Genomic DNA, 21,792 nt, shown 5'->3' with positions numbered 1-21,792 from the left:
CGCGTTAACGCGCACGCACCGACACGAACTTCCGCGCGTTGTTGCGCTGGATCAGCACGGCGATCACGCTGCCGCCGTTCGCTTCGAGCGACGGCACGTCGTCCGGTGTCTCCAGCAGCGTGTCGTTAAGCTCCAGCACGACGTCGCCCGGCTGGATGCCCGCGTTCGCCGCCGGGCCGTGCACCGCGTCGACCATCATCCCGACCGCGAGCCCCGTCGAACGGCGCTCGTCGTCGCTCAGCGCGTGCATCGTCAGCCCGAGACGGTCGCCACCGTCACCCGCCGCCGGTCCCGCTCCCGGCGCTGGCCCCGGTCGTGCCGCGGCCATCGGCGCGGCCATGCCGACCGTCGCGCCTGCGGTGCCGGCCGCCTCGTCGGCGCCCGTAATCGTCAGCATCACCGGCGCGCGCTTGCGAATCACGCGCAGCGGCGCCTTCTGGCCCGGCGGCAGCGCGGCGGCCAGGTCGTTCAGTTCGGCCGAGTGGCCGATCGCCTTGTCGCCCAGCTTCACGATCACGTCGCCGGGCTTCACGCCGGCCGCGGCGGCCGGCGAGCCGTGCGCGACGCCGTTGACGAGCGCGCCCGCCGGACGCGGCAACCCGAACGCCGCGGCCAGCCCGATGCCGACATCCTGCACGTCGAGACCGAACGCGTTGCCGGACGGCGCGCCCGGCGCGGGTGCCTGCTGCGCCTGTTGCGCCTGCATCTGTGCCTGTAGCTGCGCGCGCACCTTGGCGGCGAACGCGATCGGGATTGCGAACGTCGTGCTCGCGTAGCGATCGGCGCCCGTATAGACCTCCACCACGATGCCGATCACGTCGCCCGCGCGGTTGAACACGGGGCCGCCCGAGTTGTCGGGATTCGGTGCGATATCGGTTTCGAAGAACGGAAACGCGCTGCCGTCCGGCAGCCGGTGCGACGTCGCACTGACGATGCCGGCCGTGACCGTGTTGCCCGATCCGTCCGGCGCACCGATCGTCATCACCGGTTCGCCCGCCCGCACCTTTGCCGAATCGCCGATGCGCACGAACGGCAGCTTCGTTGCGTTGACACGCAATACGGCGACGTCGCTTTGCGGATCGACGGCCAGCACCGTCGCCTTGAATTCGCGGCGGTCGGTGAGCCGCACCGTCACGTCGGTCGCGTCGTCGACCACGTGCGCGGACGTCAGGATCAGGCCGTCGGCGCTGACGATGAAGCCCGAGCCGCTGCCCGACACCGCGCGCGGCGACGTGTCGGGTGCCGGCGCCTGCGCCTGCGGGCCCTGCGCGGGCGGCGGCGCACCGTGCCGGAAGAACGCGGCGAGCGGATCGTCGGGATCGAGGATCGCGAAGGACGGGCCGCCGGCCTGCTGGTCGGGCGCTGCGGTCATGATGGTCACGACCGCCGGGCCGTAGCGGTCGACGATCGCGGGAAAATCGACCGGCATCGCATAAGGCGCGGCGGCCGGCCTGGCCTTTATGACGGGGGGTGTGGCGGGCTGCGCGACGCTCCCCGCCATGGCGGCCGGCGGCGTCGACACAAAAAAGGCGAACGCGCCTCCCAACAGCGCGGTGTGAAACACGGCGCGAGCAAGCGTCTGGCGAACCACGGTGCACCTCCCCCGGCAGTCGCGGCGCGGACCTGCGCGAGACGCGCAGGCGCCCGACAAGCACCGGTACACGCATCCATTTATACTCCACGCGGCCTGTTCGAACAGATGAATCGAAACCCGCATGCCGGGTGGTGCGACGGCCGCGAAGCCGCGATGGCGCTCGTTCCGGACAAAGTGCGCGATTCGTCAATCCGCACAAGTCCGGCAACGGTTCAATCCCCGGCGACCCGCTCCGCGATCGCCGACACCATCCGCAACATCGGCTCGAACGCATCGGCCGACGTATTGCCGAAACCGAGCACGAGCCCGTTGCCCGCCCGTGCCGCATCGATCGAAAACCCCGACAGCGGAAACGGCCCGATACCGTGCGCGCGCGCCGCGTCGACGATCGCGCGGTCGCGATAACGCGCGGGCAGCCGCAGCGCGAGATGCAATCCGCACGGCCCCCCCTCGACCTGGTGCGGCACGCTCAGGCTGCCGTCGAGCGCGGCGAGCAGCAAGCGCCGCCGGTCGCGATACAGCCGGCGCATCCGCCCGAGATGCCGGCCGTATTCCCCCGTCTCGATGAAATCCGCCAGCGCGAGCTGCACATGGCGCGTTCCGCCGCGCAGCATCTCCGGCAGCACCGTCCGCACAGCGGCCAGCAGCGCGTCGGGCAGCACGAGAAAGCCGATCCGCAGCGCCGGAAACATCGTCTTGCTGAACGAGCCGAGATAAACGACGGGCGAATCGGGCGCGAGCCCGTGCATCGCGCCGATCGGCTCGCCGGTGTGACGGAATTCGCTGTCGTAGTCGTCCTCGATGATCCACGCGCGATGCCGGCGCGCGGCATCGATCAGCGCGAGCCGGCGCGAGATCGACAGCACGGCGCCGGTCGGGAACTGGTTCGACGGTGTCGTATAGACGAGGCGCGGCGGCCGCTCGCGCCAGTCGTCCTCTTCCGCGCGCAACCCTTCCGTATCGACCGGCATCGGCACGACGTCGAGGTCGGCCGCCTGCATCGCGGTGCGCGCGCCGCGATAGCCGGGCTCCTCGACCCACACCGTATCGCCCGGATTCGTCAGCAACTGCGCGCACAGCGAGATCGCGCCCTGTGCGCCTTCCGTGATCACGATCTGCTCGGGATCGCAGCGCACGCCGCGCGTCACGGCAAGGTGGCGCGCGATCGATTCGCGCAGCGCGCGCTCGCCGAGCGGATCGCCGTACGCGAGCAGGTCGCGGCCGGCGCGGCGCAGCGCGCGATCGATCGCGTGCCGCCACGCATCCACCGGGAAATGCGACAGCGCGGGCACGCCCGGCCGGAAGCCCTCCGATTCACCGGTGCCGATGAGGCTCGGGCGGATCCGGCCGAGCCGCTGCGCGACGGCCGGCGGCGCGGCACGCCGGCGCGGCGGCGCGGGCCGCGACAGCCCGACGACGCGCGTGCCGCGGCGGTCGGACTGCAGGAAACCTTCGGCGACGAGTTGCTCGTAGACGGCAGCCGTCGTGTTGCGCGACACGCCGAGCGTTTCGGCCAGCGCGCGCGTGCCGGGCAGCCGCGTGCCTGCCGGCATCGCGCCGCCGAGAATCGCGTCGCGCACGCGGCGCAGCAACTGGCGCTGCAGCGAAGGCGCGTCCGGTGTGCGCGCCAGCGGCGCGTCGAGCGGCAGCAACGGGGCGTCGCCGGAAGGAAAGGCAGTCGTCATCGGAACATCGCAACGTGAAAGGGGCGAAACACGGGGCACGGACCGTGGCACCATAAATTTGCCGAAGGCTGGCGCTTCTCATGGTACCTCGGCGCGACTACGATCGTCTGCATGCCGGCATGTCGCCGGCCGCCAACCGAAGCGAGATCGACCTTGTCCACGCTGACCAACGCCTTCCAACAGCCCATCGGCCACCCCGTTCCCGACTGGTCCGCGCGCCCGCGCCCCGAGCGCATCGTGCTCGAAGGCCGCTACTGCCGGCTCGAGCCGCTCGACGCCGAACGCCACGCGGCCGACCTGTACGCCGCCTACGCACAGGCGCCCGACGGCAGCGACTGGACCTATCTCGCGCACGGCCCGTACGCCGACGAGTCGAGCTACCGCGACTACGCACGCGGCGCGCAGGCGAGCGCCGATCCGCTGCACTACACGGTGATCGACCGCGCCACCGGCCGCGCGGTCGGCACGCTCGCGCTGATGCGCATCGATCCAGCCAACGGCGTGATCGAAGTCGGCTCCGTCACGTTCTCGCCGCGGCTCAAGCGCACGCCCGTGTCGACCGAAGCGCAGTTCCTGTTGATGAAGTACGCGTTCGACACGCTCGGCTACCGGCGCTACGAATGGAAGTGCGACGACCTGAACGCGCCGTCTCGCAAGGCGGCCGCAAGGCTCGGCTTCCGCTACGAAGGCACGTTCCGGCAAGCGATCATCTACCGGGGCCGCAATCGCGACACCGCGTGGTTCTCTATCATCGACGGCGAATGGCCGCACGTCCGCGCCGCGTTCGACGCGTGGCTCGCGCCGGAGAACTTCGACGCGCAGGGCGAGCAGCGCCAGTCGCTCACCGCGATCCGCCATGCGCAGGCCAGCGCCCGAGATGCGGCCGGCCGCGCGAACGACGCGACGCGTGTCACGGTACGCCCGCTGGTCGCCGCCGATGAAGCCGCGTGGCGCCCGTTGTGGCAGGGTTATCAGAAGTTCTACGACACCGCGCTGAGCGACGCGGTGTTCGCGACGACGTGGGCCCGCCTGATGGACCCGGCCGAACCGATGTTCGTGCTCGGCGCATTCGACGCATCGGGCACGCTGGTCGGGATCGTGCATTCGATCTACCACCGCTCGTGCTGGACCGAAGGGCCGTACTGCTATCTGCAGGATCTCTACACGGCGGCCGACGCACGCGGGCAAGGCGCGGGCGGCGCGCTGATCGAGGCCGTGTACGAACATGCCCGCGAAGCCGGCGCGAGCCGCGTGTACTGGCTCACGCACGAAACCAACACGACCGCGCGCGCGCTGTACGACAGGCTCGCGAACAATGCGGGGTTCATCCAGTACCGGAAGGACCTGAACAAGTAACGCGGTTGCGCGGCCGGCCGGCGTTCAGTCGAGAACGTCGGCCGGATCCCGCGCATCGTCGTGCCCGGATGCAAGATCCGGGCACGCCACGCCAGCCGCGCCCGGCACCGATGCCGGGCAGATCATCTCGTCGCCGTTGGCCGGCACGGGCCGCCGCACCGGCCGGAACACCGGCTCGCCCGGCTCGATCGGCCGTCCCGAGATCGCGCAACGCCCCGACTGCAACGCGACCCGCAAGCGCCAGCGTTGCTCGCCGTAATGGCAACGGCCACTTTCGACCCATCGAATCAGCAGGCTGTCGTCGCCGGCCTCCAGCACCGTGACGAACAGTTGCGGGCGCAACGGCGAGATCGCTGCCGCGACATGTTCCGGAGCCGGCGCATGACCGATCGTCACCGGCGAATGCGCGACATGACCGCCGCGCAGCGGTGCCGCATCGTGTTCGCCGGATGCGGGCGCATCGCACGCCACGTCTTCTTCGCAGATCAGGCTTTCCATGGTGTTGAGCATGCTTGACGGATTTCCGTGCAGGTTGAACGGCCCAGGCGCGGCGCTCAGCGCCGGCCCATCGGTTCGCGCAGCAGCGCCAGGCCGATCGCCGCGCCGGCGACGGCCGCCGCGAGCATCAGTCCGATGCCGCCCGACCAGCCGAACGCGCCGACGATCGCGCCGATCGTCAGCGGCCCGATCACCTGTCCGAGATAGTTGCCCTGCACGACCCAGCCGATGCTGAGCGGCGCCAGCGACGGCGACGGCGCGGAGCCCGGCGCGCACGCGAGGATCGTCGCGGGCAACATGCCCGCGATCGCCGAGAACGCGAAACCCAGCGCGACCGCGAGCGGCGCGGGTGTCGCCGCGCTGAACAGGCCAGCGCCTGCCGCGCCGATCGCGACCGACGTCGCGGCCATCACGATCCCCGGCCGCGCGCCGCGCGACAGCAGCCAGCCGGCGCTCAGGTTGCCGATCACGCACGCGGCGACGATCGCCGCACTGATCAGCCCCGCCGCGCCGACCGCGACGCCGAGGCGCTGCATCAGGAAGACCGGCAGGAACGTCATCACCGCGAAAAACTGCACGTTGTAGGTCGCGAAGCCCAGCGCCAGCAGCGTCGTCGAGCGCGACGCGAGCACGTCGCGCAGCGCGGCGCCGATGCGCGGCGCGGCCGCCTGCCGCGACGGCGAGTCGGCGGACGTCGTGACGGGCACCGCGGCCGCCGCGACGAACGTCAGCGCCGCGGCCGCGAGCCAGCCGTTGCGCCAGCCGCCGAGCAGCGGCCCGACCAGCATCGACAGCGCCATGCCGGCCGGCATGAACGTGCTCCACAGGCCGAACGCGAGATTGCGCCGCTCGGGCGGCGTCACCCGATTCAGCACGGCCGGTGCGGCAACGACCACGATCACGAAACCGAGCCCCTCGGCGAAGCGCGTGGCCAGCAGCAGCGCGAAGCTGCCCGCCCACGCGCCGGCGAGACTCGATAGTCCGAGGATGACGAGGCCCGTCATCAGCAGCAACCGGTCGCCCCAGCGGCGCACCAGCAGCCCGACCGCGATCCCGCCGAACACGCCGACGAACGGAAACACCGACATGATCCCGCTCAGCGAGGCGAGCGAGCCACCGAATTCGCGCTGGAGCGACGGCAACGCGATCGTCGCCTTGCCGACGTGCAACGCGGACACGATGCTCGCCAGCACGACGTTCGCGACGGCGGCCCGGTAGCTGCGCGACGGCAGCGCGGCGGCATCGGCCGCGACAGACGATTCGGTCATCTCCACCTCCGTTGAAGCGGCCGCGTGCAACGGGATGTCTCACGCGGCCGCGATCGGACTGGCGCACATGATACAAATTGAAGTTAACTTCAAGTAAAGGGAAATGTGCGCAACGCTGCGTTTCGCGGATCGCTGCAATGGGCGGGATTCGGGCTGCCGGCGGCCGCAAATGCGCGACGCCCGCGCCGGCACAAGCCGCCATTGCAACCCCGCAGCCCCGCGCGATTCTTGGATATACTGGACCGAACCCTTTTCGGGGCAACCGCGGGCAACCACGCCCTCCGTGCGTTCGCCCCAACCTGCGTGGACTTGCGCACCGTGAAACCGCGAGCCGGACTGATTCTCGAACTCTTCGTCAACCTGCTGCTGCCCTGGGTCGCCTACCGGGTCGCGCATCCGCATTTCGGCGAAACCGGCGCGCTGTACGCGTCGGCTGTTCCCCCCATCATCTGGTCGATCGTCGAATTCATCCGCTCGCGCCGCGTCGACGCGGTGGCGGCCATCGTGCTGCTCGGCATCGCGCTGTCGATCATCGGGATGGCGCTCGGCGGCAGCCCGCGCACGCTGCTGATGCGCGAATCGCTCGCGTCGGGCACGATCGGCATCGTGTTCCTGCTGTCGCTGTTCCGCGAACGTCCGCTGATCTTCTACCTCGCTCGCGCGACGGTCGCCCGCGAGATGGACGGCGGCGCCGCGCACTTCGAATCGGTCTGGGCCGCCCAGCCCGGGCTCCGGCAGATGCTCCGGCGGATGACCTTCGTGTGGGGCGGGTTCATGACGCTGGAAATGCTGCTGCGCTGCTGGATGGTCATCACGTGGCCGGTCGAGCGCGTGCTGGTCGTGTCGCCGATCATCGGCTACACCGTGTTCGGCTGTCTGCTGCTGTGGACGTTCTGGTACCGGCGGCGGATGCGCGTGCGCAATAGCGTCCACATCGGCGGCCGCGACGGCGTCACCGAGGTCGCCGGCCGCTGAGGGCCGACCGGCCGGCGCCGGCCCGGCGGCCTGTCACCGTGCCTGCTGTATGATGCGCGGCGTCTCGTCCGACGAATCATGCCTCTCCCGTTATGTCCCTTTCGCTCCTTCCGTGTGCCACGATCTGGCTCGCGCTGTTCGCGGCCGCCGCATTCGCGTGGCATCGCCCGCTGCACGGCCTGAGCGTCGGCCTTGCCGCGCTCGGCTATGCGGGCGCCCTCGCGTTCGGCCAGCTCGCACCGATCACGCTGGCGCCGCTCGCGCTGCTGGCCGCGGCTGCCTGGGGCGTGCTGCCCGCGCGCCCGCTCGCAGTGCGCATCGCCGCGCACATCGTGTTTGCCGCGCTCGCGATCGCGCTGAGCCTGCACCTGATTCCCGGCTTCCACAATCCGCGCGTGATCGCGCCGACGCGCTTCACGCCGGACGCCGTGCCGTTCACGATGTACCTGAATTACGACAAGCCGCTCATCGGCCTGTGGCTGCTGTGGGTGTTGCCGTGGGTCGCCCCCGACGTCGCGCTGTCACGGGCGCTGCGCACGGGCGCGGTGGCGGCCGTCGCGACGGCCGCCGCGTGCCTGGCCGGCGCGCTCGCGTTCGGGATGGTCGGCTGGGCGCCCAAATGGCCGCCGTCCGGCTGGCTGTGGCTCGTGAACAACCTGCTGCTCGTGACGCTCGCCGAGGAAGCGCTGTTCCGCGGCTACGTGCAAGGCGGGCTGACGCGCGCGCTCCGCGCGTTCGCGTGGGGGCCGTGGGCCGCGCTCGCGATCGGCGCGGTGCTGTTCGGCGCCGCGCACGCGGCCGGCGGCTGGCCATGGATCGTGCTCGGCACGGTGGCCGGCGTCGGCTACGGCCTGGCGTGGCGGCGCGGCGGACTGCTCGCATCCGCGCTCGCGCATGCGGGGCTGAACGTCGTCCACTTCGGGCTGTTCACCTACCCGATGCTCGCGGCCGCGCACTGAACGCGGCGCGCGGCGCCGCCCGGCGATGCCGCGTTCAGTTGAACCCGGCGACCGCGTGCGGCACGTACGGGCTTTCGAGCGTGGCGATTTCATCGTCCGTCAGCTTCAGCTGGAGCGCGCCGAGCGCATCGTCCAGCTGATGCGGCTTCGAGATGCCGACGATCGGCGCGGTGACGCAGCGCTTTTGCGCGACCCACGCGAGTGCGACCTGCGCGCGCGGCACGTTGCGCGCGGCGGCGATCGCCGCGACGGCCTCGACAACCGCCTTGTCCGCATCGGCCGTCGCATCGTACAACCGCTGGCCGACTTCGTCCTTCTGCTGCCGTTCCGACGATTCGTCCCAGCTGCGCGTCAGGCGGCCGCGTGCGAGCGGGCTCCACGGAATCACCGCGATGCCCTCGGCTTCGCACAGCGGCAACATTTCCCGCTCTTCCTCGCGATACAGCAGGTTCAGGTGGTTCTGCATGCTGACGAAGCGGGTCCAGCCGTTCTGCTTCGACGTGTGCAGCGCCTTCGCGAACTGCCACGCGAACATCGACGATGCGCCGATATAACGCGCCTTGCCGGCCTTCACGACGTCGTGCAGCGCCTCGAGCGTCTCCTCGATCGGCGTGCCGTCATCCCAGCGGTGAATCTGGTAGAGATCGACGTAGTCGGTACCGAGCCGCTGCAGGCTCTGGTCGATGTCGGTCATGATCGCCTTGCGCGACAACCCGGCGCCATTCGGGCCCGGCCGCATCCGGTAGAACACCTTGGTCGCGATCACGACGTCGTCGCGCTTCGTGAAATCGCGCAGCGCGCGGCCGACGATCTCCTCCGACGTGCCGTCCGAATACATGTTCGCGGTATCGAAGAAGTTGATGCCGGCTTCGACCGCCCGCTGGATGATCGGGCGGCTCTCCGCTTCCGGCAGCGTCCACGGGTGCGTGCCGCGCAACGGCTCGCCGAACGTCATGCAACCCAGCACCAGCTTCGACACTTCCAGCCCGGTCGACCCGAATTTCACGTATTCCATCGCGCGCCTCGCCACTCAAGTTGGGTTTGCGGCCGGATGCGCATCGCGCATCCGCCAGACGTGGCATGTTATCCCGCACGGCGCGAACGCGTATGGCCGCGCGGCGGGAAAGGATGAACCGGCTTATTTGACCTGGTCGGCGATCGGCTGCAGGAACGCGGAGAAGCCGGTCAGCATGATCTGTACGCCGATGCACAGCAGCAGGAACGCCGACACGCGCATCGCGACCTTGGTGCCTTCGGTGCCGAGGTAGCGCGACAGCAGCGCGGCGCGGCTGTAGGTCTGCCAGATCACGATGGCGACCAGCACGGAGACGGCGATCGACACGATGCTCGACAGCATGAATTCCGACAGCTTGTGCGTGCGGTTCGCGTTCAGCGCGATCGCGGTCGAGATCGAGCCGGGGCCGACCGTCAGCGGCACGGTCAGCGGGAAGAACGCGCGCGTCATGATCGCGTTCGCGTCGATCGGCTTGACCGGCGTATCGCCGCCGCCCGGCACGTCGGGCTCGTTCAGCATCTGCCAGCCCGCCACCGCGACCGCCAGGCCGCCGCCGATCCGCAGCGCTTCCATCGAGATCCCGAAGAAATGCAGCACGGGCGTGCCGGCGAAGAACGCGACCATCAGCACGATGAACGCGTTGAACGCGACCTTCCGCGCGAGCAGGTCCCGCTCGTGCTCGGTGAGCGCCTCGGTCCGCTCGAGAAACAGGAACGCGATGCCAATCGGATTGATGATGCCGATCAGGCCGGTGAAGCCGAACAGGATCTCGGAGATAAGGCGGTTGACGATCATCGGGCGAGGAATCGGTCGGGGCTGGGCCGGCAGCGCGCCGGGGGTCACGCATTGTAGAGCAAGCGCCCGGGCCCGAGACGCAAAATGCGGCCGGGCCCGCAACGCCGCCGAGCGTCGCCGTCGCTCGTTATTCGGCGCCCGCCTCCCATGCCGGCGGCCGCTTCGCGAAGAACGCGGAAAAGCCTTCCTTCGCTTCCGGCGTCGCCCGCACGCGGGAGATCGTCTGCGCGGTGAACGCCGCGCGCGCGTCCGACGGCGGATACTCGCCGATCGCGTCGAAGAAGTGCTTGATCTCCATCAGCGCATTCGGGCCGTTGCGGCCCAGTTCGGCGAGCGTCCGTTCGAGCGTTTCGTCGAGCAAGTCGAGCGGCACGGCCTGGTGGATCAGGCCGATAGCGACGGCTTCGCCGGCGGCGAGCTGCGTCGCGGTCAGCGCGAGCCGGCGCGCCTGGCGCTGGCCGACCGCCTCGACCAGATACGGGCCGATCACGGCCGGCAGGATCCCGAAACGCGCCTCGCTGACCGAAAAACGCGCGTGGTCGCTCGCGATCACGATGTCGCAGGCCGCGCACAGGCCGACGCCGCCGCCGAACGCGTGGCCCTGCACACGTGCCACGGTCGGTTTCGGGCATTGCCGGATCGCGCGCATCATCGCGGCGAACCGCTCCGCGTCGCGCAGGTTCGCGGCCGCGTCGTTCGCGCTCGCGCGCTGCATCCACTGCAGGTCGGCGCCCGCGCAGAACGCGCGGCCGTCCGAGCGCAGCACGATCGCGCGCACGTCGTCGCGTTGGCCGAGCGCCGTGAACGCGTCGGTCAGCTCGGCGATCATTGTCTCGTCGAACGCGTTGAGCACGTCGCCGCGCTGCAGCGCGACGGTCGCAATGCCGCGCGCATCGACCGCGACGGCCAGGGTCTTCAATCCATCCATCGAACAGGTTTCCTCGGGTAGAACGGCAATCATCGGAATCAGGCAGCCTGGCGGCGATCGATCACACGCCGGGCCTTGCCGGTCGCGGTCGCGGGAATGCCGCCGGCCGCGAGCACCGTCACGCCGGACGACACGCCGACCATCGTCTTGATCCGGTGCTGCAGCTCGCGCGCAAGCGCCGCGCGATCGCCGTCGGTGACGGACGCTTCGGCTTCGGAGCGCAACTCGACCGCGAGGTCGAGCCGGTCCATGTGACCGTCGCGCGACAGCGTGATCTGGAACTGGCCCGACAGCAGCGGCAGCGCAACGACGATCTCCTCGATCTGGCTCGGGAACACGTTCACGCCGCGCACGATCAGCATGTCGTCGGAGCGGCCCGTGATTTTCGCGAGACGGCGCATCGCGCGCGCGGTCGGCGGCAGCAGCGCGGTGAGGTCGCGCGTGCGGTAGCGGATCACCGGCATCGCTTCCTTCGTCAGCGACGTGAACACGAGCTCGCCCTGGCTGCCGTCGGGCAGCACTTCACCCGTGACGGGATCGATGATCTCCGGATAGAAATGATCTTCCCAGATCACCGGGCCATCCTTCGTCTCGACGCATTCGCACGCGACGCCCGGACCCATCACCTCCGACAGCCCGTAGATGTCGAGCGCATCGATGCCCACTCGTGTCTCCACTTCCTCGCGCAATGCCTGCGTCCACGGCTCGGCGCCGAAGATGCCGATCTTCAGCGACGACTCGGCCGGGTCCATCCCCTGCCGCACCATCTCGTCGATCAGGTTCAGCATGTACGACGGCGTGACGAGGATGATCTTCGGCTCGAAATCGCGGATCAGCTGCACCTGCTTCTCGGTCTGCCCGCCCGACATCGGCACGACCATGCAGCCGAGCCGCTCCGCGCCGTAGTGAATGCCGAGGCCGCCCGTGAAGAGCCCGTAGCCGAACGCGTTGTGCAGCGTGTCGCCCGGGCGGCCGCCGGCCGCGCGGATCGAGCGCGCGGTCACGTTCGCCCACGTGTCGATGTCGCGCGCCGTGTAGCCGACCACGGTCGGCTTGCCCGTCGTGCCGCTCGACGCGTGCACGCGCACGACCTGCTCGCGCGGCACCGCGAAAAGCCCGAACGGATAGTTGTCACGCAGGTCGTTCTTCGTCGAGAACGGGAATTTCGCGAGATCGGCGAGCGTCTTCAGGTCGTCCGGATGCACGCCCGCCGCATCGAACGTGCGGCGATAGTGCGGAACGTTGTCGTACGCGTGGCGCAGCGACCACTTCATGCGCTCGAGCTGCAGCGCCTGCAGTTCGTCGCGGCTGGCGGTCTCGATCGGCTCGAGGGCGGCGGCAGGGTGAGTCATGGGGTGCTCCTCCAATGGAGTGATGTCGTTATCGTGATCGAAGTGACGGGGCCCGCGGCTACGACCGGAACGTGCGGCCGGCCGCATGCAGCGCGGCGATGCGCGGCGACACGCGATAGCGGTCCTCGCCGTAGCTCGCCGCGAGGTTCGACAGCACGCGAAACACGCGGCCGATGCCGATCGCATCGGCCCACGCGAGCGGGCCGCACGGGTAGTTCACGCCCTTCTCCATCGCGAGATCGAGATCGGCGGGCGAGCACACGCCCTGGTTCACCGTGTCGGCCGCCTCGTTCGCGAGCATCGCGACGGTGCGCATCGCGACCATCCCCGGCACGTCCGCGACGCCGACCACACGAAAACCCGCCTGCTGGAACAGGCCGACCGCGTCCGCATAGGCCGCATCGCCGCACTGGAGCGCGCGCGTCAGCGCGACGAGCCCGGCCTGCGCGTAATCGCGCGCGAGGTCGACGAGCACGAGATCGGCCACGCCGGTTTGCGCCGCACGCGCGGTTGCCGTCCGGCCATCGGTCAGCGCGATCGATGCGCGGCCGGCCGTCGCGAGCAGGTCGTCCGGATGCGCGCCGGCCTGGCGGGCGAGCGCGATGCGTTCGGCGAAACGCGCGTGCAGCGCGGCGGCCGGGCCGTCCTGCGCGTACAACACGACGTCGGCCGGCGCGTCGCGCGGCGGTTCGAGATCGGGCGCGGGCGGCGTCGCGCCGTCCGCGTATGAATAGAAGCCGCGCCCCGACTTGCGCCCGAGGAAGCCCGCGTTCACGAGTTCCTGCTGGATCAGCGACGGCGTGTAGCGCGGGTCGTTGAAATACGCACGGAAGACCGACTCGGTCACCGCGAAGTTCACGTCATGGCCGATCAGGTCCATCAGTTCGAACGGCCCCATCCGGAAGCCGCCGGCTTCGCGCATCACCGCGTCGATCGATGCCGGCGTGCCGCCCTGCTCGTTCAGCACGCGCAGCGCCTCCGCGTAATACGGGCGCGCGACGCGGTTCACGATGAAGCCGGGCGTCGATTTCGCCATCACGGGTTTCTTGCCCCACGCGGCGGCGGTCGCGCACAGGGCCTGCGCAACCTCGGGCGCGGTCGCGAGCCCGCTGACCACCTCGACGAGCGCCATCAGCGGCGCCGGGTTGAAGAAATGCAGGCCGGCGACGCGTTGCGGCACGCGCAGCCCGGCCGCGATCGACGTGATCGAGATCGACGACGTGTTGGTCGTCAGCAGGCACGCGTCGTCGACATGGCCCTCGAGGGTCGCGAAGATCTCGCGCTTCACGTCGAGCCGTTCGGCCGCGGCCTCGACGATCAGCGCGGCCCCCGCGAAGTCGGCCAGCGCGCGCACCGCACGGATCCGGTTGCCGGCCGCGTCGGCCTGCGCCAGTTCGAGCCGGCCTTTCTCCGCAAGCCGCGCGAACTGCGCGCGGATGCCGGCCAGCGCCTTGTCGCAGGCCGCTTCGTTCAGGTCGTACAGCAGCACCGTATGGCCGGCCGCCGCCGCGACCTGCGCGATGCCCGCGCCCATCGCGCCGGCGCCGATCACGCCGACGACGGCCGACGGCGCCAGCGCGCCCGAGTTCACCGAATGTGCAGAGGAAACAGCCATCGCTTGCGATCCGTCATGAAGTGGAAGTGCGAGCGATTATAAACCGACCGGTCGGTAGATTTATGTCAGGGCGAGCCCGAATTTGTCGTGCAAGAGACCGTTACGGAAACTGCAAAGACAAAAAATTGAAGGATCGGGGCACTTTTTGTAAACCGAAAGGTCAATGAAAGCGTTCGAATATGAGATAGTGGCCCCCCAAACGCCTGATAAAATTCGACAAACTGCCGGATTTCAGGGGGAAACCGCGTGCTGCGCCGCCACCGCTGTCCATCGTCCGCCGCCCTTTCAGGGTCGGAACCGAGCCTCCGGCCGGCGCGTCGTCACGATCGTTCGCCCCGCCACCGGCGGCCACCCGCATCGAACCGTTTCACCCAGCGACGGGCTTCGGCCCGCCCGCGCCCGTCGCCGCGTCGCCGCGGCGAACCCAGGGCCGCGTCCTCGCGCGCGGCCACCCTTCGGTTTCATCGTCCTCGTTCGGCGGATAGTACGGCCGGGCTTCGTCACCCCGTGATGGCGCGTCGCGCGCCGCCACTCGCATAAGGAAACCCTCCATGCCGCTCTCGTCCAACCAGCTCCCGCGCTGGACCCTCCTGGCCCCGCTTGCCGCGTGGCTGGTACTCGCGCTGTCGCGCGTCGTACCGGCCGAAGGCCTCGTCATCGCGGTGTTCGCCGCCGCACTCGCCGGCGCCGTATTCGCCGCCGTCCATCATGCGGAAGTCGTCGCGCACCGCGTCGGCGAACCGTTCGGCACGCTGGTGCTCGCGGTTGCCGTGACCGTCATCGAAGTCGCGCTGATCGTGTCGGTGATGCTCGGCGCGGGCCCCGAGAAATCGGGCCTCGCGCGCGACACCGTATTCGCCGCGGTGATGATCATCTGCAACGGCATCGTCGGCATCTGCCTGCTGGTCGGCGCGTGGAAGCACGGCGAACAGGACTTCCAGGGGCGCGGCGCGAGCAAGGCGCTCGCGGTGCTGGCGTCGCTGTCCGTGCTGTCGCTCGTGATGCCGAACTACCTGAGCGCCGCGCCGGGCCCGTTCTTTTCGAAATCGCAGCTCGCGTTTGCCGGCGTATCGTCGCTCGTGCTGTACGGTGCATTCGTGTTCGTGCAGACCGTGCGCCACCGCGACTACTTCCTCGCCGCGCACGACAGCGCAAACGAGTCGGTGCACGCCGCGGCGCCGAGCACGCGTACCGCCATCATCAGCATGATCCTGCTGTTCGTGAGCCTCGTCGCGGTCGTGCTGCTCGCGAAGCTGCTGTCGCCGGCCGTCGAGCACGCGGTGATGAAGCTTGGCGCGCCCGAAGCCGCGGTCGGCATCGTGATCGCCGCGCTCGTGCTGCTGCCGGAAGCACTCGCGGCCGTCACCGCCGCACGTGCGAACCGCCTGCAGACCAGCATGAACCTCGCGCTCGGTTCCGCGCTCGCGAGCATCGGGCTCACGATCCCGACCGTCGCGGCCGTGTTCATCTGGATCGGCCAGCCGCTCACGCTCGGCATCGGGCCGATGGAGACCGTGCTGCTGGCGCTCACCTTGCTGGTCAGCACGCTGACGCTCAGCCAGGGGCGCACGACGGTGCTGCACGGCGTCGTGCACCTGTCGCTGTTCGCCGCGTACCTGTTCCTGTCGATCACCCACTGACGCCCGAAAACGCGCGGCCCGGCGGATCACTCCGCCGGGCCGCGTTTTTTTACGTCCCTTCACCCGCCTTCGTTCACGTCACGCCATCGTTACCGGACCGGAATCACCAGATGCTGGCCGGCCAGGATCAGGTTCGGGTTGGCGAGGTTGTTGCGGCGCTGGATCTCGCGATAACGCTGGCCGCTGCCGAGCTTGCTCGCCGCGATCATGTTCAGCGTGTCGCCCGCCTTCACCACATAGGTGAGCTCGCCCGACGCGGCCGCGGTCGTCACCGCCTGGTCGCTGACGAAGTACTTGCGCAGCAGGTCGAGATACTGCGGCGACTGCTTGAGCTTCGCGATCGCGGCGTTCAGGTAGATCAGCAGATCCTGGTCGTCGGCGCGCACGCCGATCTTGTACGCGATGTTCGAACCGTCGAGCTTGGTCACCGCGAACTTCAGGTCGGTGTCCTTGATCGAGCTGACCGCGAACGGATAGTCGTAGATGAACGCGTCGACCGTATGCCCGTCGATGCTCTTCGCGATGAAGGCCGGATCGGAATCGTCCACCTCGACGAACCGGACGTTCGGATACTGGCGCGTGACGAACGCGCGCACGTCGGGATCGCCCTTCAGGATCCCGACCGTCTTGCCCGCGAGATCGTCGGTCGAGCGGATCGCGGAGCCTTGCCGCACGATCAGCGAATAGCCGAAATCGTCGACGTACGGCACCGAATAGACGACGCCCGACGGCGTGTTGTCCGGGAACGTCAGCCCGTCCATCGCCACGTCGACGACGTGGTTCCCCTTGGCATCGGTGTCGAGCAGTTGCTTCGGCACGCCCGGGTACGTGTCGACCTCGTGACGCGTATCGACGACGATCGGCTTGCCGCCATGCGAGAACGACGGATCCGCGAACAGCAACCGCGCGAATTCGACGTTGAAGCCGTGCGGTGCGCCCTTGTCCTCGCCGAAGAACGGCTCGCTCGGGTTCTGCACCGAGATCCGCACGATGCCGTTTTCGGCAATCGACTTCAGCGCGCTGGCCTGCGGCATGAAGCCGGCCGGCAGCACGCTGGCCGACGGCTGCGCGGGCTGGCCCGTGTCGCCCGTCTGGGCGGACGTCGAGGACGGGGCCGCGTCATGCGCGGGAATCAGCGTCGACAGGCCGCCCTGATGGACGATCCATACGCCGACGAGCACTACCAGAAACGCGACTGCGCCAAGAAGTTTTTTCATGGTTGCGTGCCTGCAGGAAGTTATTGTTGTTTCGACGGCAGCTGGGCGGGATTCGCCGCATCGGGTCCGGGAACCGCCACGTGAGCGCCGGTCAGCGCCTGCTGCTGCGCCTGCTTGACCTCGGGGTTATCCATCAGCGACGTCTCCATTTCGGAGAACGCCTTGTTGACCGAGCGCATGACCGAATCGACGGCCACGTCGGTCTTGATCTGCTCGAACGTGTCGGACGCCTGCCGGCCCGCGAGCTTGTTCATCTGCTGCGCCGCCTGCGACATGTCCCACATCGCCTTCGCGCGGTCGATCGCCGACGCGAAATTCTTCAGTTCCGCCTGCACCTGCTTGTAGCGGCCTTCGCGAAACGCGAGGAGCTGCTTCATCGTGTCGAGCTGCGACCGGAAGCGCGGCGCGTCGTCCGGATACTGCTTCTCGAACAGCTCCGTCTTGCTCTCGAAGTTCTTCACCTCGGTGCGAAACGCGGTGATGCTGTCCGCGAACTTCTGCGCCGCCTGGCGCTTTTCCGCGAGCTGGTTGATGAGCGTCTCGATCGGATTCGCCTGCGCCTCCTCGACGATCATCCTCACCTTCTGGTTCGCGAACTTCATCGCGACGACCGGCGCGAAATAGATCGCGCCGAGGCCGATGACGCCCGCCGTGATCAGCGCGATCATCCCCTTCAGGATGAACAGCGCGGCCGGTGCCGCGATCGCGACGCCGGCAATGATGATCGCCCACTTGACCAGCTTGACCTTGCCACTCCCCGAACTGCCGTTTGCTTCTTCATTCGAAAGCTGCGACATGAGTTTTTCTCCTTGAACCTCGAACCGAACTGCGTGAATTTGCTTCTTCAAGCTGAATCGAAATGCTTCGGACTCCGGGGCCGCCGGACGGTCAGGACAGCCGGCGGCGCAATACGACAACGGGCGCCGGCGGGCGTCACGAGACGCCGGTGTAGGTGCCGTTCAGGATGCGGTGATCGGGGGTAGCGGGCTGCGGCGCGATGCGGCGGGCCGGACCGGCGCCGTTCATCGTCGCGGCCATCGCGCAAACGGGGGAGTGTACCGATGCACGGTACGAAACGGGATGACGGATACGTGACGCGACGGGCGTCGGGTGAAACGTAGTTCCGGCGGGCCGACGGAGGCGGGGCCGGTATTCCGGTACGAGTACGTAAAGGCTCATCGTTGTTCTTTTGCGTGTCGCGGGTGCAGGAACCGCGCGGCCGGCGCGTCCCGCTCCAAATGCACGGACGTATCCTGCGCCGACCGGCATGCAGCGTCAAGCGATCCGCGCGGCGCCTCCCGGAAGGCCGCGTGAACGCGTGCGGCCCGCTCCGTTCCTGCGATGGAACACGGGCACAGCATCAGCTTTCGAAACGGAAAGGATTCCTGCGCTCGATCCATCCCGCGCTCGCTCAGGATTGCTTGCCATCGCTGCACCACAAGCTTCCGGATTGAAAGCTTGTGACGCAATGCGAACGCGCTACGCCACCGCGCCGCCCTGCTCCTGCGCGAGAAACCGTTCGACCATCGCGTTGAACACCGGCAGCGCCGGATTATCGTTGTCGGCGCGCCACGCGAGATACAGCTCGGCCGCCGCGTCGACGCCCGCCAGCGGCCGGAACATCACACCGTCGACGTGCAGCTCGCGCGCCGACGCCGGCACGAGCGCCGCCCCGAGCCCCGCGCGCACGAGGCCGAGGATCGTATGCGTCTGCCCGACGTAGTGCAGGTAGTTCGGCAGCCGCCCGGCGCCCGCGAACATCCCCGAGATCATGTCGTGGAAATACTTCCCCTCGTTCGGCGAATACGCGATGAACGGCTGCCGGTCGAGCTCGTCGGGGCCGATCTGCTCGTACGCGGCGAGCGGCGCACCTTCCGCGACCGCGACGAGCATCGGTTCGCGCTGCACGAGCCGGTATTCGAGCGGCTGGCGCGCGGCGCGCTGGCGCACGAAACCCGCGTCGAGCATCCGCGACGCGAGCGCGTCGATCTGCACGGTCGACACCATCTCGCGCAACTCGATATCGACGTCCGGCAGCGCATGCGCCGCGTGCGCAAGCAGCTCCGGAATCATCCGGTACGCACTGACGGCCGTGAAGCCAAGCGTGATCCGGCCGGCCCCGCCGTGCGCGACGCGCTGCGCGGCCTGCTCGGCTCGTGCGGAGAATTCGAGGATGTGCCGCGCATCGCGCAGGAAGCGCTCGCCGGCCGCGGTCAGCCTGACCTGTCGGCTGCTGCGCTCGAGCAGCGCGATGCCGAGCGCGTGCTCGAGCAGCTGGATCTGTCGGCTGAGCGGTGGCTGGGTCATGAAGAGCCGTCTGGCCGCGCGGCCGAAATGCAGTTCCTCGGCGACCGCGACGAAGCAGCGAAGCTGGTGCAGTTCAATCATCCAATTCTTGAATCAATCGATAGTCTTTTGATGTTAGACCGATATCGATACGATTTCTATACTCGGTTGCACCTGATGCACGGCCCGCGCCGCGCACGACGACCGAGACCTTCATGACCATCGACATCCTGCTCACCCAGCCGCTCCCCGACGCCATCGACGCCGAACTGTCCGCCCGCTACGCCGTGCACCGGCTGTATGCGGCCGAACAACCGGACGCGCTGCTCGATCGCGTTGCATCGCGGATCCGCGGGGTCGTCACCGGCGGCGCGAACGGGCTGTCCGCGGCGCTGATGGACCGGCTGAGCGCGCTCGAAATCGTCGCGATCAGCGGCATCGGCACCGACGCCGTCGATCTCGACCGCGCGCGGGCACGCGGCATCCACGTGACGACGACACCCGACGTGCTGACCGACGACGTCGCCGACATGGCGATGGGGCTGATCCTGATGACCCTGCGCGACCTCGGCATCGGCGAGCGGATCGTGCGCGCCGGCCGCTGGGGCAAGACGGCCCAGCCGCTCGCGACGCAGGTGACCGGCAAGCGGCTCGGCATCGTCGGCCTCGGCCGCGTCGGGCGCGCGATCGCCGAGCGCGCGCAGGCGTTCCGGATGCCCGTCAGCTACTCCGGCCCGCGCGAGCATCGCGACAGCGGCTATCGTTTCGTGCCCGACCTCGCCGCGCTCGCGCGCGACAGCGACGTGCTCGTGATCGCGGCATCGGCCGATCACGGCAACGTGCTCGTGACGGAGGACGTGCTCGCCGCGCTCGGCCCCAAAGGATTCCTGATCAATGTCGCGCGCGGCAAGCTGATCGACGAAACCGCGCTCGTACGCGCACTCGCCGACGGCACGATCGCCGGCGCCGGCCTCGACGTGTTCGCGAACGAGCCACACGTGCCGGCCGCGCTACTCGAGCTCGACCGCGTCGTCGTGCAGCCGCATCGCGCGAGTGCCACGCGCGAGACGCGCGACGAAATGGGCCGGATCGTGCTTGCCAACCTGGCCGCGTGCTTCGCGGGCCAGCGCCCGCCGACCAGCGTCACGCGCTGACCGCCGCACGCCCCCCGTTACAACACCGGATGCCTCCGCACGACGGAGGCCAGGAGACACGCATGCCCAATCGATCCAGCGGCGCCGCCCTCGCCGTGTCGCCCGCCGCCTCGCGTACGATCGGCCGCGTTCGTTATGCCGTCCTCGCGCTGATTTTCGCGGTCACCGTCATCAACTATGCGGACCGCGCGACGATGTTGATCGCCGGCACCGGTGTCGCGCACGACCTCGGGCTGACGCCGGTGCAGCTCGGCATCGTCTTTTCGGCGTTCGCCTGGGCCTATGCGATCGGCCAGATCCCGGGCGGCTGGCTGCTCGACCGCTTCGGCGCGCGACGCGTATACGGCCTGAGCCTGCTGCTGTGGTCGGTATTCACGATGCTGCAGGGCACGGTCGGCGGGCTTGCCGTGCAGGGTGCATCCGCGACGCTCGCGCTGTTCGCGATGCGCTTCATGCTCGGCCTCGTCGAATCGCCGGCATTCCCGGCCAATTCGCGAATCGTCGCGTGCTGGTTCCCGACCGCCGAACGCGGCACGGCGTCCGCGCTGTTCAATTCCGCGCAATACATGGCCGTCGTGCTGTTCACGCCGGCGATGGCGTGGCTCACGCATGCGCTCGGCTGGGAACACGTATTCCTGTGGATGGGGCTGCTCGGCGTCGCGCTCGCCGCGCTGTGGTTCGCGTGGTATCGCGAGCCGCATGGCCACCCGCGCGTGAGCGACGCGGAGCGCGACTACCTGCGCGCGCACGGCGCGCTCGTCGATCTCGAGGCGAACCGCGTGCGCCATCGGCCGCGCGTGTCGTGGCACGACGTGTCGCAACTGTTTCGCCACCGGAACCTGTGGGCGATCTATATCGGCCAGTACTGCATCACGGCGCTCACCTACTTCTTCATCACGTGGTTCCCGATCTACCTGATCAAGGGGCGCGGGATGACGATCATGGAAGCCGGCTGGGTTGCCGCGCTGCCGGCGATCTGCGGGTTCACGGGTGGTGTGCTCGGCGGCGTGCTGTCGGACTGGCTGATCCGGCGCGGCATGCACCCGTCGCGCGCACGCAAGACGCCGTTCGTCGTGGGGATGGCAATGGCGACGCTGCTGGTGCTGGCGAACGGCGCATCGTCGAACGCCGTCGTGATCGCGCTGATGACGATCGCGTTCTTCGGCAAGGGGCTCGCGGCGGTCGGCTGGGCCGTGCTCGCCGATACGGCGCCGGAAGGGATGGTCGGCCTGAGCGGCGGCGTGTTCAACGGCCTCGGCAACATCGCCGGGATCGTCACGCCGCTCGTGATCGGTTATTTCGTCGCCAGCACGGGTTCGTTCGCCGGCGCATTGTGGTTCGTCGCCGCGCACGGGCTGATCGGCATCGCCGCGTACACATGGCTCGCGGGCCGCTTCGAGCGGATTCGCATCACGCCGGGCGCATGAGCCGCGCCGCGGCGCACACGGTTCGGAC

The 21,792-nt window shown here is 69.0% G+C and carries 18 protein-coding genes; 6 read left to right on the top strand and 12 right to left on the bottom strand.

Annotated features, from left to right (window positions below; genetic code table 11):
* Positions 1 to 4 precede the first annotated feature (4 nt).
* Together H3H55_RS23135 and H3H55_RS23130 are read right to left on the bottom strand one after the other, a co-directional pair.
* A complete protein-coding gene (locus tag H3H55_RS23135; protein WP_193100363.1) occupies positions 5 to 1,591 on the bottom strand; it encodes a trypsin-like peptidase domain-containing protein in 1,587 nt (528 codons plus the stop codon).
* Between the two features lie 215 nt (positions 1,592 to 1,806).
* A complete protein-coding gene (locus tag H3H55_RS23130) occupies positions 1,807 to 3,279 on the bottom strand; it encodes a PLP-dependent aminotransferase family protein (protein WP_193100362.1) in 1,473 nt (490 codons plus the stop codon).
* Positions 3,280 to 3,432: 153 nt separating this feature from the next.
* Here H3H55_RS23130 and H3H55_RS23125 point away from each other — a divergent pair, with 153 nt between their 5' ends.
* Complete coding sequence (locus H3H55_RS23125; RefSeq protein WP_193100361.1) at positions 3,433 to 4,635, top strand: GNAT family N-acetyltransferase; 1,203 nt, start codon at positions 3,433 to 3,435, stop codon at positions 4,633 to 4,635.
* A gap of 24 nt (positions 4,636 to 4,659) precedes the next feature.
* On the opposite strand, the gene H3H55_RS23120 is transcribed toward H3H55_RS23125, so the two are convergent.
* Together H3H55_RS23120 and H3H55_RS23115 are read right to left on the bottom strand one after the other, a co-directional pair.
* Positions 4,660 to 5,145: a DUF3331 domain-containing protein gene (locus H3H55_RS23120; protein ID WP_193100360.1), complete on the bottom strand. Its 486-nt coding sequence runs from the start codon at positions 5,143 to 5,145 to the stop codon at positions 4,660 to 4,662.
* 44 nt (positions 5,146 to 5,189) lie between these two features.
* Positions 5,190 to 6,401, bottom strand: a complete 1,212-nt coding sequence (locus H3H55_RS23115) for a CynX/NimT family MFS transporter (protein ID WP_193100359.1) — start codon at positions 6,399 to 6,401, stop codon at positions 5,190 to 5,192.
* A 318-nt stretch (positions 6,402 to 6,719) separates the two neighbouring features.
* Between H3H55_RS23115 and H3H55_RS23110 the strand changes: the two genes are divergently transcribed.
* Both H3H55_RS23110 and H3H55_RS23105 read left to right on the top strand, forming a co-directional pair.
* Positions 6,720 to 7,376 carry a VC0807 family protein gene (locus H3H55_RS23110; RefSeq protein ID WP_048250887.1) on the top strand — a complete coding sequence of 219 codons (657 nt, stop codon included), beginning with the start codon at positions 6,720 to 6,722 and terminating at the stop codon, positions 7,374 to 7,376.
* Between the two features lie 92 nt (positions 7,377 to 7,468).
* On the top strand, positions 7,469 to 8,335 hold the full coding sequence (locus H3H55_RS23105; protein ID WP_193100358.1) for a CPBP family intramembrane glutamic endopeptidase: 867 nt from the start codon (positions 7,469 to 7,471) through the stop codon (positions 8,333 to 8,335).
* Positions 8,336 to 8,369: 34 nt separating this feature from the next.
* On the opposite strand, the gene H3H55_RS23100 is transcribed toward H3H55_RS23105, so the two are convergent.
* From H3H55_RS23100 to H3H55_RS23080, 5 genes are all read right to left on the bottom strand, one after another.
* Complete coding sequence (locus tag H3H55_RS23100) at positions 8,370 to 9,350, bottom strand: aldo/keto reductase (RefSeq protein ID WP_193100357.1); 981 nt, start codon at positions 9,348 to 9,350, stop codon at positions 8,370 to 8,372.
* A 123-nt stretch (positions 9,351 to 9,473) separates the two neighbouring features.
* Positions 9,474 to 10,145 carry a MarC family protein gene (locus H3H55_RS23095; RefSeq protein ID WP_048250875.1) on the bottom strand — a complete coding sequence of 224 codons (672 nt, stop codon included), beginning with the start codon at positions 10,143 to 10,145 and terminating at the stop codon, positions 9,474 to 9,476.
* Between the two features lie 127 nt (positions 10,146 to 10,272).
* Positions 10,273 to 11,073, bottom strand: coding sequence for an enoyl-CoA hydratase-related protein (locus tag H3H55_RS23090; RefSeq protein WP_193100356.1), 801 nt, complete (start codon positions 11,071 to 11,073; stop codon positions 10,273 to 10,275).
* 38 nt (positions 11,074 to 11,111) lie between these two features.
* A complete protein-coding gene (gene paaK / locus H3H55_RS23085; protein WP_193100355.1) occupies positions 11,112 to 12,425 on the bottom strand; it encodes a phenylacetate--CoA ligase PaaK in 1,314 nt (437 codons plus the stop codon).
* 58 nt (positions 12,426 to 12,483) lie between these two features.
* Positions 12,484 to 14,040, bottom strand: coding sequence for a 3-hydroxyacyl-CoA dehydrogenase (locus H3H55_RS23080; RefSeq protein ID WP_193100354.1), 1,557 nt, complete (start codon positions 14,038 to 14,040; stop codon positions 12,484 to 12,486).
* A 551-nt stretch (positions 14,041 to 14,591) separates the two neighbouring features.
* On the opposite strand from H3H55_RS23080, the gene H3H55_RS23075 reads away from it, so the two are divergent.
* Entirely contained in the window at positions 14,592 to 15,680 is a 1,089-nt protein-coding gene (locus H3H55_RS23075) for a calcium:proton antiporter (RefSeq protein WP_193100353.1), read from the top strand.
* An 89-nt stretch (positions 15,681 to 15,769) separates the two neighbouring features.
* Here the strand turns inward: H3H55_RS23075 and H3H55_RS23070 are convergent, their stop codons facing one another.
* The 3 genes from H3H55_RS23070 to H3H55_RS23060 form a co-directional block, all read right to left on the bottom strand.
* Positions 15,770 to 16,897 (bottom strand): LysM peptidoglycan-binding domain-containing protein, encoded by a 1,128-nt coding sequence (locus tag H3H55_RS23070; protein ID WP_193100352.1) that lies wholly within the window; start codon positions 16,895 to 16,897, stop codon positions 15,770 to 15,772.
* Positions 16,898 to 16,917: 20 nt separating this feature from the next.
* Complete coding sequence (locus H3H55_RS23065) at positions 16,918 to 17,694, bottom strand: hypothetical protein (protein WP_193100351.1); 777 nt, start codon at positions 17,692 to 17,694, stop codon at positions 16,918 to 16,920.
* Positions 17,695 to 18,376: 682 nt separating this feature from the next.
* Positions 18,377 to 19,285 carry a LysR substrate-binding domain-containing protein gene (locus tag H3H55_RS23060; protein WP_129515096.1) on the bottom strand — a complete coding sequence of 303 codons (909 nt, stop codon included), beginning with the start codon at positions 19,283 to 19,285 and terminating at the stop codon, positions 18,377 to 18,379.
* A 113-nt stretch (positions 19,286 to 19,398) separates the two neighbouring features.
* On the opposite strand from H3H55_RS23060, the gene H3H55_RS23055 reads away from it, so the two are divergent.
* Together H3H55_RS23055 and H3H55_RS23050 are read left to right on the top strand one after the other, a co-directional pair.
* Positions 19,399 to 20,337 (top strand): 2-hydroxyacid dehydrogenase, encoded by a 939-nt coding sequence (locus H3H55_RS23055; RefSeq protein ID WP_193100350.1) that lies wholly within the window; start codon positions 19,399 to 19,401, stop codon positions 20,335 to 20,337.
* Positions 20,338 to 20,399: 62 nt separating this feature from the next.
* A complete protein-coding gene (locus H3H55_RS23050; RefSeq protein ID WP_193100349.1) occupies positions 20,400 to 21,764 on the top strand; it encodes an MFS transporter in 1,365 nt (454 codons plus the stop codon).
* The last annotated feature ends 28 nt before the right edge of the window (positions 21,765 to 21,792 follow it).

The organism is Burkholderia sp. Z1, from assembly GCF_014893795.1.
GTDB lineage: Bacteria > Pseudomonadota > Gammaproteobacteria > Burkholderiales > Burkholderiaceae > Burkholderia > Burkholderia theae.
Note: the sequence above shows the minus strand (reverse complement) of the source record. Positions and strands in the feature narration are given on the sequence as shown.